The following is an 11,204-nucleotide window of genomic DNA, read 5'->3' as shown; positions in this document are numbered from 1 at the left end:
GCCTGGTGGTGGCCACCGGTATGGCCACGGAGATGGGCAGGATTGCCGGCTTAATCCAGGAAGCGGGCGGCGAGGAAACGCCCCTGCAGCGCCGCCTGGGCCAGCTGGGGCGGTGGCTGGTGGCCCTTTGCCTTTTCGTTTGCGCCCTGGTGGTGCTGGTGGGTGTATATCGCGGTGAACCCCTTTATGAGATGTTCCTGGCCGGGGTGAGCCTGGCGGTGGCCGCCATCCCCGAAGGACTGCCGGCCATTGTTACGGTGGCCCTGGCCATTGGCGTACAGCGGATGATCCGCCGCCGGGCCATTATTCGTAAATTGCCGGCGGTGGAAACCCTGGGCTGTGCCACAGTGATCTGTTCCGACAAGACCGGGACGCTGACCCAGAATGAAATGACCGTCCGCCGGGCACTGGTGGGCTGGCATGCCATGGAAATCACCGGCGAAGGCTATGAGCCCCGGGGTGACATTATTACGTCCCTTTCACCCGCTGCCGGGGAAAGGCAGTTATTTTTCAAAATAGCCGCCCTGTGCAACAACGCCGTCCTCACCCGGGGCGAGATACCCATCGGTGGTTTATTCCGCGGCCCGGGCCGGAAATCGCCCGCCTGGTCCATCCACGGCGATCCTACGGAAGGAGCACTGCTGGTGATGGCGGCCAAGGGGGGTGTCTGGCGGGAAGAACTGGAACGGCAGGAAAAAAGGGAAGGGGAGTTTACCTTCGATTCCGAACGCAAGCGGATGACTGTGGTCTACCGCCATAAAGATGGTTCCCTGGCCGCCTATGTCAAGGGGGCACCGGATGTGATCCTGGAACTGTGTACCCATCACTACCGGCAGGGCCGGGTGGTGCCCCTGTCTCCCCGGGACCGGGAGGAAATACTAAAGCAGAATGGGGAAATGGCTTCCGCTGCCTTAAGGGTGCTGGCCCTGGCCTGGCGCCGGCTGCCTGCCGGCATGGGGGAATTTACAGAATCCAGCGTTGAACGGGACCTGATCTTTGTGGGACTGGCGGGAATGATCGATCCGCCCCGGCCGGCGGCGGCCGCCGCCGTACAGCGCTGCCGGCGGGCGGGTATCAAGGCGGTGATGATTACCGGCGACCACCGGCTGACGGCTGCGGCCGTGGCCCGGGAACTGGGCCTTTTAGGGCGGGAAGGGCAGATTTTAACCGGGGCCGAACTGGACGGGCTGAGCGACGAGGAGTTGTGCCGCCTGGCGCCGCAGGTAGCGGTGTATGCCCGGGTATCCCCCCGGCACAAGGTGCGTATAGTGCGGGCGTTGAAGAATGCCGGCCATGTGGTGGCCATGACCGGCGACGGGGTAAATGATGCCCCGGCGGTGAAGGAAGCCGATATCGGCATTGCCATGGGTATTGCCGGCACGGACGTGACCAAGGAAGCCTCAGCCATGGTCCTGGCCGACGATAACTTTACCACCATTGTGGCGGCCGTGGAAGAGGGGCGGGGTATTTATGACAACATCCGCAAGTTCATTCGCTACCTGCTTTCCTGCAACGTGGGTGAGGTGCTGGTGATGTTTCTGGCCGTGCTGGCCGGCCTGCCCCTGCCCCTGGTGCCCATCCAGATTTTATGGATGAACCTGGTTACCGACGGCCTGCCGGCCATGGCCCTGGGAGTGGATCCGGCGGATCCCGATATCATGTACCGGCGTCCCCGCCATCCGCGGGAAAGCATTTTTGCCCACGGCCTGGCCTGGCGCACCCTGGGCAGCGGCATGGTCATCGGCCTTTCCACCCTGCTGGTTTTTGCCTGGGCCTGCCACCGGGGGCACGGCTCCTTGGAGCTGGCCCGGACCATGGCTTTTAACGTCCTGGTTTTTTCCCAGCTATTCTTTGTCTTTACCTGCCGTTCCGAGCATCATTCCATCTGGGAAGTGGGACTGTTTTCCAACCCCTACCTGCTGCTGTCTGTATTTTGTTCCATGGTCCTGCAGCTGGCTGTAAACTATGTGCCCTTTTTGCGGCCGGTGTTCCATACCCGGCCCCTGGATGTTTACCAGTGGATAATTATCCTGCTGGTATCCCTGGCACCACCACTGGCCAATACCATTTTCCGGCACATGCAGCTGCGGGCCAGGGAGAAGGTCCTGTATCTAAAAGTTTGATTGTACCGGCCGGTAATTTCCTGCCCTTTCCCGAAAGGGTTTGGGTCCGGGCAAGAACCCGGCCTGCTTTATTATTGAAAATATTATGGTGGAAAAACTCAAAAATAAAGTGACAGGGAGGAAATTTGATTTTTTTGCAGGAAAACCGGCCAAAGGAGCGAAATACTAACTCAATCCCCGCCCGCTCATAGTTTGGTGGATGATGGTAAAAATATTCACAAAAGGTATTCGGAATAACCATTTAACCACCAACTGCCGGAGCGTGGTGACCAGGGGCCGGACCCCCCGGGGATGATTGCCCATGGTTTTATTTTCCCGGGTTCAAATCCAATGACCAACATCAACGACCAATATAACGACCAATAAAGGGAGGCTTTGCGTTGCGTTTTTACAAGGTTCACGGCCTGGGCAACGATTTTATCCTGGTTGATCTGTTCAATCAGGAATGGCCGCCGGGGGAAGACCTGCCGGCAGCGGCCCGCCGGTTATGCCACCGCCAGTTCGGCATCGGCGCCGACGGCCTGGTCTTGATCCAGCCCTCCCGGCAGGCCGATGTGCACATGAGAATTATCAATGCCGATGGTAGCGAGGCGGAAATGTGCGGTAATGCCATCCGCTGCGTGGCCAAATATCTTTATGAACGGGGCGGCATGCACCGGGAAGAAATCCGGGTGGAAACCGGCGCGGGTGTAATGATACCCCGCCTGCTAACCGAAGGGGGTAAAGTGAAAGCGGTGCGGGTGGATATGGGTCCACCCCGGTTGGAGCGGCGGGAAATCCCCATGATCGGTCCGCCGGGGAAAGTGGTTAATGAGCCCCTGGTGCTGGATGGGCAGACTTTTTACATAACCGCCGTCTCCATGGGTAATCCCCACTGTGTTCTTTTTGTTCCCGATGTGGAACAGGTGGATCTGGGCGGGCTGGGCCCCGGGCTGGAAAAACACCCTTTCTTCCCCCGTAAAACCAATGTGGAATTTGTGCAGGTTTTAAACGATGGGGAAGTTAAAGTGCGGGTGTGGGAACGGGGAGCCGGTCCCACCCTGGCCTGCGGCACCGGTGCCTGCGCTACCACGGTGGCCTGCGTTTTGAACAACCATACCGGACGATCAGTTCATGTTCATCTGCCCGGAGGAACCCTGTTCATTGAATGGGCCGCCGACGGGCATTTATACATGACCGGCCCTGCCGAAGAGGTTTTCTGCGGGGAAATACCGTGTGAACAAACAACATGTTAATCCGCCTTATGTCCTGCAGGCGATACCGAACTTATGGAAGTTTGTTTATAGACCGGTGTCCTTTTGCCTGGTATTTTCATGGGAACATTTCAATAATAATGAAGTCCATAAAGCAAGTTAAATCTACCCGGTATTTCAATGGAACCAGCTTATTACACAAGGGCAAAAGGAATTGCTTGTAAGCCCTCGATTGTCTTTGGCCGCTGGCTGCTTGAATCCGACGGCCAACGATTAATGATCATTATTAAGGAGGTTTTAGTTTTGCATTTTGAGCAGGCACAGCGGATTAAAAATTTACCTCCCTATCTTTTTGCCCGCATTGAACGGCTGATTGAAGAAAAGCGGGCGGCCGGCGTGGATATCATCAGCCTGGGTATAGGCGATCCGGACCTGCCCACCCCGGACCACATCGTCCAGGAGCTGATCAGGGAAGCCCGGAACCCGGCCAACCACCAGTACCCCTCCTCGGTGGGCATGCTCAGCTACCGCCGGGCCGTGGCCGACTGGTATAAAAGGCGTTTTGGCGTTGAGCTGGACCCTTCAAATGAGGTGGTTGCCCTCATTGGTTCCAAGGAGGGCATCGCCCATATTTCCTGGTGTTATCTCAACCCCGGGGATACGGTGCTGGTGCCGGACCCGGGTTATCCCGTTTATGCCGGCGGGGCCATCCTGGCCGGGGCAATGCCCTATTACCTGCCGTTGAAGGCGGAAAAGGGGTTCCTGCCCGACCTGGCGGATATCCCTGTGGAAATAGCCAGAAGGGCCAAAATGATGTTCCTGAATTACCCCAACAACCCCACCGGCGCCGTGGCCGAAGAATCCTTCTTTGCCGAAGTGGTGCGTTTTGCCCGGGAGTATGAAATACTGGTCTGCCATGACGCCGCCTACTCGGAAGTGGCCTACGACGGCTACCGCCCCGCCAGTTTTCTCCAGGTGCCTGGGGCCAAAGAGGTGGGCATTGAATTCAGTTCCGTGTCCAAGCCCTTTAACATGACCGGGTGGCGCATTGGCTGGGCCGCCGGCAACCGGGAGGTGATCGAAGCCCTGGGACGTTTGAAGTCAAACCTGGATTCCGGCCAGTTCCAGGCCGTTCAGTATGCGGCCATGGCCGGTTTGCAGGGTCCCCGGGAGGTTGTGGACCGGGTGAACGCCGTCTACCGGGAGCGGCGGGACATCCTGGTGGACGGGTTCAATTCCCTTGGCTGGTCACTGACAAAACCCAAAGCCACCTTTTACGTTTGGGCTCCCGTGCCGGCCGGGCACACCAGCGAGTCTTTCGCCGAACTGGTTTTGGAAAAGGCCTCGGTGGTGATCACCCCCGGCACTGGTTACGGCCCCAACGGAGCCGGTTATTTCCGCATGTCCCTCACCGTGGATACCGGCCGGCTTAAAGAAGCGGTGACACGGATCAAACAAAACATCGGGCCGGTACGGTTTTAGGGACGCAAAACCGGGATGAACCGTGGTGCCCATTGGCGGGCATTATAACGGCGAAGGCCATCCACCGGGTATCCGGCCTGGAAGGCCGGTGCTAAAAGTAAATGCTTTGTCCAATTCTAATCTATAACAGGAAGTGAAAAGCCATGAGACTGGCCGAAAGGGCCAAAAATATCAGTCCCTCGCCCACCCTGGCCATTGACGCCCGGGCGAAAAAAATGATTGCCGCCGGCGAAAAGGTGGTTAATTTCGGCGCCGGTGAACCGGACTTCGACACCCCGGAACATATCCGGGAAGCGGCCATTGCCGCCATCCGGGCCGGCATGACCAGGTACACGCCGGTGGCCGGAACAATGCAGTTACGGCAGGCCATTGTGGACAAACTAAGGAATGACAACGGTTTGGATTACCGGCCGGAAGAAATTGTGGTTTCCGCCGGGGCCAAGCATTCCCTGTACAACGCCATGCAGGTACTGTTGCAGCCGGGGGATGAGGTGATTTTACCGGCTCCTTACTGGGTCAGCTACCTGGAGCAAATAAAGCTGGCCGGCGCCGTGCCGGTGATCGTGCAAACCAGGCAGGAGAATGGCTTTAAATTGACGGTGGAAGAACTGCTGTCGGTGGTCAACCGGCGCACCAGAATGGTCATTATTAACTCCCCGGGCAATCCCACCGGTGCGGTGTATACCCGGGAAGAGCTTTCCGCCCTGGGCCATGCGGTGCTGGAGCACGGGTTGATCGTCATTTCCGACGAGATATACGAAAAACTGCTTTACGACGGTCTTGAGCACGTGAGCATTGCCTCCTTGAGCCCGGCGCTCAAAGAACAAACGGTGGTGATCAACGGCATGTCCAAGGCCTACGCCATGACGGGCTGGCGTATCGGTTACGCAGCGGCCCCGGCGCCGGTGGCCAAAGCCATGGCCGATTTACAGAGCCATTCCACCTCCAATCCCACCTCCATTGCCCAGGCGGCCAGCGTGGCCGCCCTCACCGGTACCCAGGAACCGGTGGGGGAGATGGTGGAGGAGTTTCGTCGGCGCAGGGATTATATGCTGGAACGGCTGCAGGCCATACCGGGCATTAACTGCAACCGGCCGGGAGGAGCTTTTTATCTCTTCCCTTCCATAGACGGCTATATTGGCCGCCAGTATAAGGATCACACCATCAAAGGAGCCACCGACCTGGCCGGAATTCTGCTGGATGAAGTAAAGGTGGCGGTGGTTCCGGGGGTGGCTTTTGGCGATGACCGGTGCTTCCGCCTTTCCTACGCCACTTCCATGGAAAATATCCGCGAGGGGCTGGATCGCATTGAACAGGTGTTGAAAGAGATTAAATGAAACAAAAACGGTCCCGGTGGCGTTGAAAATCCCCTGCTTTAAGCTGTTTGCTTAAGCCCCGGGGCCGGGTGTATTCCCTAACAATGTGTTTTTTAGAAAGGGGTACGGGTTTTTGTTAAAGAGTATGACCGGCTTCGGCCGGGGTGAAGCCAGCGGCCAGGGGAAAAGGTTTACCGTGGAGCTAAAGGCGGTGAACCACCGTTTTGGTGAGATTTTTTTACGCCTGCCCCGGAACATGGTTTCCCTGGAAGACCGGATCAGAAGGGTGATCCAGTCCCGCATTGCCCGGGGCCGGGTGGATGGTTATATTTCCATGGAAGAATGCGCGGAGAAAAGTCAAGTTGTAAAAGTTGACAAAGGCCTGGCCGCATCGTATTATAAGGCAATGGAGGAACTGCAGTCCATCCTGGGATTGAAAGGCTCCATTACTTTGGAACACCTGACGGGGTTGCCGGGGGTGCTGGTTCTGGAGGAGCCGGAGGAAGAGGTAGAGAAATGGTGGCCGGTGATTCAGGAGGCCCTTGACGGGGCGCTGGAGGGACTGCTGGCCATGCGCCGGTCCGAGGGTGCCCGCTTAAAGGCCGATATGGATGGGCGGTTGGACAGGATTGCCCTGATCTTAAAACAAATTGAGGACCGGGCACCCCGGGTGGTCGCCGAATATCACCAGCGCCTGACCCAGCGGCTGGCCGAATGGATGCCGGGCACGACCCTGGATGAGTCCCGTCTGGCCATGGAGGTGGCCATCTTTGCCGAACGCTCCAGCATTACCGAAGAGGTGGTGCGCCTGTACAGCCATCTGGCCCAGTTTCGGGGATTCATGGATGTAACCGAGCCTGTGGGGCGTAAACTGGACTTTCTGTTGCAGGAAATGCACCGGGAAATAAATACCATCGCCTCCAAGGCCGGTGACCAGGAAATCAGCCGGGCTGTGGTGGAGATGAAAAGCGAGCTGGAAAAAATCCGGGAGCAGGTGCAAAATATCGAATAATCCGTGGGAAAGGGGATAACCATGGAAATTAAACTGATCAATATCGGGTTCGGCAATATCGTTTCGGCCAACCGCATTATTGCCATCGTCAGCCCGGAATCGGCACCCATCAAACGCATTATCAACGAGGCCAGGGACCGGGGGATGCTGGTGGATGCCACTTACGGACGGCGCACCCGGGCGGTGATTATTACGGACAGCGATCACGTTATTCTTTCCGCCGTTCAGCCCGAAACGGTGGCCCACCGCCTGGTAAACAAGGAGAGTGTTCCGGTTCCGGTGGAAGAACCGGCCGAGTGATGGTCCCATGGATGGAGTGCTGCTGGTTTTGTCCGGTCCCTCCGGGGCCGGCAAGGGAACTGTTTGCCGGGTCCTTTTGGAGAAACAACCCGGACTGCACCTGTCCGTTTCCGCAACGACCAGGCAACCCCGCTCCGGGGAAGTGGACGGGGTTAATTACTTTTTTGTTTCCGAGGAGCAGTTCAAAAATATGGTGGCCGGGCAGGAATTGCTGGAGTGGGCCAGGGTTTACAACCACTATTACGGCACGCCGGTTAGGGCGGTGCAACAGGCCCTGGCCAGGGGTGAAGACGTATTGCTGGAAATTGACGTGCAGGGCGGCCTGCAGGTAAAGGAAAAGTTTCCCATGGCGGTATTGATTTTTCTTTTACCCCCTTCCCGGGCGGAACTGGCTGCCCGTTTGAAAGGCCGGGGCACCGATTCCATGGAAGAAATTGAAAGGCGCCTGCAGTGGGCCGATACCGAGTTGCAATATCTGGAGCGTTATGATTATGTGGTAATCAACCGGCAGGTGGCGGAAGCCGTGGTTACCATCCAGGCCATTCTCACCGCCGAAAAATGCCGGCCCCGGCGGGTGAAACTGGACCCCAGTTGGGTGGGCTGAAGCCGGGTGAATAAAGGCATTTGAACACTTGAAAGGTTCGGAGGGTTGTCATGAACCAGCCGTCTCTGGATGAACTGATGAAAAAGGTGGACAGCCGTTATACCCTGGTGGTCATAGCCGCTAAAAGGGCCAGGGAGATTACGGAAATGGAAGGGGAGGAGAATGCTCCGGCGGAAAAACCGGTAACCAGGGCATTGAAAGAGGTGAGCCGTGGTTTGATCCGCTACCGGCGGACCAGGCACGGATTGAAATGACGGGGGAGGAGAAGGAAATGCTGGCGGGCAGGTCGGTGATCCTGGGCGTAACCGGCGGTATTGCCGCCTATAAAACCGCTGAACTGGCCAGCGCTTTGACCCGGGCCGGTGCCGTGGTGCATGTGATTATGACCAGGGCTGCGGGTGAATTTATCCGTCCCCTGACCTTTGCCGCCCTTACCGGGCAACCGGTGCATACCGGCATCTTTGATCCCGGGCCCGGCGGACCCATTCCCCATATTGAGCTTGCCCGCCGGGCGGATCTGGTGGTGGTGGCCCCGGCTACGGCCAACATCCTGGCCAAACTGGCCCACGGTCTGGCCGACGACCTGCTGAGCACCACCCTTCTGGCCGTTAACTGTCCGGTGGTCCTCTGTCCGGCCATGAACGCTCAGATGTACAGCCACCCGGCCGTGCAGGCCAACCTGGCCCGGTTGCGGGAGATGGGGCTGCATATACTGGAACCGGAGGATGGCCGTCTGGCCTGTGGCGTCCAGGGGCGGGGCCGTATGCGGGAGCCCGCGGAGATTTTGGAATATATCCAGGGATTTTTTACCAGGGACGACCTTGCCGGTTTGCAAGTGCTCATTACAGCCGGGGGAACCAGGGAACCCCTGGATCCGGTGCGTTACCTTTCCAACCGCAGTTCCGGGAAAATGGGCTACGCCCTGGCCAGGGCCGCCGTTCAGCGGGGTGCCCGGGTAACCCTGGTTTCCGCTCCTACCAGCCTGTTGCCGCCCGCCGGTGTGGAACTGGTGTCCGTGGAAACGGCCCGGGAGATGTACCGGGCTGTAATGGAACGCTTTGCGGAGCAGGATGTGGTGGTGAAGGCCGCGGCGGTGGCCGACTACCGCCCGGTGGTTTGTGCGGAACAGAAAATAAAAAAGGGGACGGATTCCCTTATCCTGGAACTGGTCAGAAATCCGGATATCCTATCGGAACTGGGACTGCGGAAGGCACCCCGGCAGATCCTGGTGGGTTTCGCGGCTGAAACGGAAGATCTGGAAGCCAATGCCCTCCAGAAGGTGGAGAAAAAGAACCTGGACCTGCTGGTGGCCAATGATGTAACCCAACCCGGCGCCGGCTTCGGCAGTGATACCAATATTGTCAAAATGGTTTATCCCGGCGGGCACATCCAACCCCTGCCCCTGATGGACAAGCTTTCCCTGGCCCACCGCATTTGGGATGCGGTGGTGGAACTGCGTTCCGGAAAATCTCCGGCGTAGGCCACAGGATTCCGGTATGGCCGCCGGACGTGCCTTTATTTGCCCGGCACTCACCGGAATACTACTTTCTACTTCCGGTGTTTCAAACTTTAATCGATACCACCGGTCTTGCGAAAACCTGTATACCAGTGAGTGCCGGGCCCTGGCCGGTAGATTTTTACCAGAGGGTGAGAAAGATCTGGTTTCCTTCCTTGGTCGCCCTGACCAGCTCACAATGGCGCAAAACGGCAAACTGTTTTTCCAGTTCCCACCGGGGCAGATCAAAGGCGGCAACCAGTTCCTCCCTGGTGGCCCGGCCTTTCTCCTTGATATATTCATAAATTCTTTTCTGTATGGGGGTCAGGCCGTCGGTTCCTCGCTGGCCCAGTTGTTTTCTGGTGGCCGTGGCGCTGGAAACTGCGGCCGGGTCGCAGGGCCTGGGCGGTTCCAGGGCCGCCATATAACAGTCTTCACACAGTTTCTGGCCGAAGTAATCGTAACTTTCTCCAGCGGGGATTTCCTCTTTGCATCTGGAACAAATCAAACAACATTCCTCCTTATTTGCTTTATATTTCCTCCAGGCCCTGCTGCAATTTTTGCAGCAGGGAAATGAGGGTGTTTTTTTCATCCGGGTTCAGGCAGGATATGGCTCTGGTCACCACCTGGTTATGCACGGGAAGAACAAACTTGAGCAGTTCTACCGCCCGGGGGGTGATCCGCGCCCGAAACACCCGCCGGTCCCGGGGGTCCACATTCCTGATGACCAGGCCGTCTTTTTCCATCCGGTCCATCAAACCGGTGATATTGGCCCTGGTTACCAGCATGCGCTGGCCCAGCTCGGAAAGGGAAAGGCCCTGCTCGCCGGCGTAATAAAGTTCCATCAGCGCATTGAATTTGGCCTGGGAAAGGTTGAATCGGGCAAAATGCCTGGCCAGGATGTCATCCAGCAGGTCCATGGTCCGGGTTAACTCAATTACGGTGCGGATGGCCAGGTAGCCATCTCCCCCATTGACCGTTGGGTTATGGGTGACCGTCAATAAACGCCCTCCCTTCGGAAAATAATGCCCCTCATTAAAAAATTTGGTCACATCGGGGAGGAAACGACAGTTTTCATGGAAAACTTATTTTGAGAAAACTTCTTACGGGGGACCTGATTAAATTGTAAACATATTAAACTTTTTAGTCAATGTATACCAGTATTTTTTTTCTTTTTTGTACCGGGTAAGTAATTTATTTTTTTCCGGCCGTATCCGCTGCCCCTCTGTTATAGTACTATAACAGAGGGGGATGTGCCATGTTTTTCCGCTACTGGCCGGAACAGCCGGGGAGGAACCGGGATGATCAGTGGCGGCAGGTGGATGAGGCGGAGATTCGCATCGGTGATGTGAACATGTCCATGTCCCGTCGGAGCAAACAGGATATTGTAGCCGAGTTTTCCGCCTTCATTCCCCGGGCTGAAATCCGCCGGCGCCATTATAAGGCCGGGGAAATAATCAGGGAGGATGAGTTGATTTTAAACAGCATTACTATCGTTCACGCACCACGCCACCGCCCCGGGGAAGGGGCAGGTATACCGTCGCCGTCCGCGCCGCCCCATGGTAGCGCGCCCGCCTGCCAGGGACCGGAAAACGGCTTCCCAGGGGAAGGGGGCGACCGGAACTATTCCCGAAAGGCAGAGGTAATATGGCCCAGTTGGGGGAGGAGCAGGGGAGGGT

Annotated in this window: 11 protein-coding genes and 1 pseudogene; 10 read left to right on the top strand and 2 right to left on the bottom strand. The window is 57.4% G+C overall.

The genetic code is table 11. The annotated features are described in order from the left end of the window. The 9 genes from GFC01_RS16835 to coaBC form a co-directional block, all read left to right on the top strand. A partial coding sequence (locus GFC01_RS16835; protein ID WP_152948314.1) for a cation-translocating P-type ATPase occupies nucleotides 1-2,123 on the top strand: 2,123 nt, incomplete at its 5' end. A 380-nt stretch (nucleotides 2,124-2,503) separates the two neighbouring features. Then, nucleotides 2,504-3,358: a diaminopimelate epimerase gene (gene dapF, locus GFC01_RS16830; RefSeq protein WP_152948313.1), complete on the top strand. Its 855-nt coding sequence runs from the start codon at nucleotides 2,504-2,506 to the stop codon at nucleotides 3,356-3,358. A 261-nt stretch (nucleotides 3,359-3,619) separates the two neighbouring features. Next, the gene (locus GFC01_RS16825; protein ID WP_152948312.1) at nucleotides 3,620-4,798 is read left to right on the top strand and encodes an LL-diaminopimelate aminotransferase; all 1,179 of its coding nucleotides are present in this window, start codon (nucleotides 3,620-3,622) and stop codon (nucleotides 4,796-4,798) included. 143 nt (nucleotides 4,799-4,941) lie between these two features. Continuing rightward, nucleotides 4,942-6,135, top strand: coding sequence for a pyridoxal phosphate-dependent aminotransferase (locus GFC01_RS16820; RefSeq protein WP_152948311.1), 1,194 nt, complete (start codon nucleotides 4,942-4,944; stop codon nucleotides 6,133-6,135). A gap of 112 nt (nucleotides 6,136-6,247) precedes the next feature. Then, a complete protein-coding gene (locus tag GFC01_RS16815) occupies nucleotides 6,248-7,126 on the top strand; it encodes a YicC/YloC family endoribonuclease (protein ID WP_152948310.1) in 879 nt (292 codons plus the stop codon). A 21-nt stretch (nucleotides 7,127-7,147) separates the two neighbouring features. Then, nucleotides 7,148-7,426 carry an extracellular matrix/biofilm regulator RemA gene (remA, locus tag GFC01_RS16810; protein WP_152948309.1) on the top strand — a complete coding sequence of 93 codons (279 nt, stop codon included), beginning with the start codon at nucleotides 7,148-7,150 and terminating at the stop codon, nucleotides 7,424-7,426. Between the two features lie 7 nt (nucleotides 7,427-7,433). Further along, nucleotides 7,434-8,030, top strand: a complete 597-nt coding sequence (gene gmk / locus GFC01_RS16805) for a guanylate kinase (RefSeq protein WP_152948308.1) — start codon at nucleotides 7,434-7,436, stop codon at nucleotides 8,028-8,030. A 50-nt stretch (nucleotides 8,031-8,080) separates the two neighbouring features. Further along, a complete protein-coding gene (gene rpoZ, locus GFC01_RS16800) occupies nucleotides 8,081-8,284 on the top strand; it encodes a DNA-directed RNA polymerase subunit omega (protein WP_152948307.1) in 204 nt (67 codons plus the stop codon). A 17-nt stretch (nucleotides 8,285-8,301) separates the two neighbouring features. Further along, complete coding sequence (gene coaBC, locus GFC01_RS16795) at nucleotides 8,302-9,510, top strand: bifunctional phosphopantothenoylcysteine decarboxylase/phosphopantothenate--cysteine ligase CoaBC (RefSeq protein ID WP_152948306.1); 1,209 nt, start codon at nucleotides 8,302-8,304, stop codon at nucleotides 9,508-9,510. Between the two features lie 157 nt (nucleotides 9,511-9,667). Here coaBC and GFC01_RS16790 read toward each other — a convergent pair whose 3' ends face one another. After that, nucleotides 9,668-10,033, bottom strand: a complete 366-nt coding sequence (locus GFC01_RS16790; RefSeq protein WP_152948305.1) for a helix-turn-helix domain-containing protein — start codon at nucleotides 10,031-10,033, stop codon at nucleotides 9,668-9,670. A gap of 22 nt (nucleotides 10,034-10,055) precedes the next feature. Next, nucleotides 10,056-10,526, bottom strand: coding sequence for a MarR family winged helix-turn-helix transcriptional regulator (locus tag GFC01_RS16785; protein ID WP_243137667.1), 471 nt, complete (start codon nucleotides 10,524-10,526; stop codon nucleotides 10,056-10,058). Between the two features lie 257 nt (nucleotides 10,527-10,783). On the opposite strand from GFC01_RS16785, the pseudogene GFC01_RS16780 reads away from it, so the two are divergent. Next, nucleotides 10,784-11,204, top strand: a pseudogene (locus GFC01_RS16780) (hypothetical protein); the annotation flags it as partial.

Source organism: Desulfofundulus thermobenzoicus (assembly GCF_009428905.1).
Taxonomy (GTDB): domain Bacteria; phylum Bacillota; class Desulfotomaculia; order Desulfotomaculales; family Desulfovirgulaceae; genus Desulfofundulus_A; species Desulfofundulus_A thermobenzoicus.
This window is presented reverse-complemented; position numbering and strand designations above follow the sequence as displayed.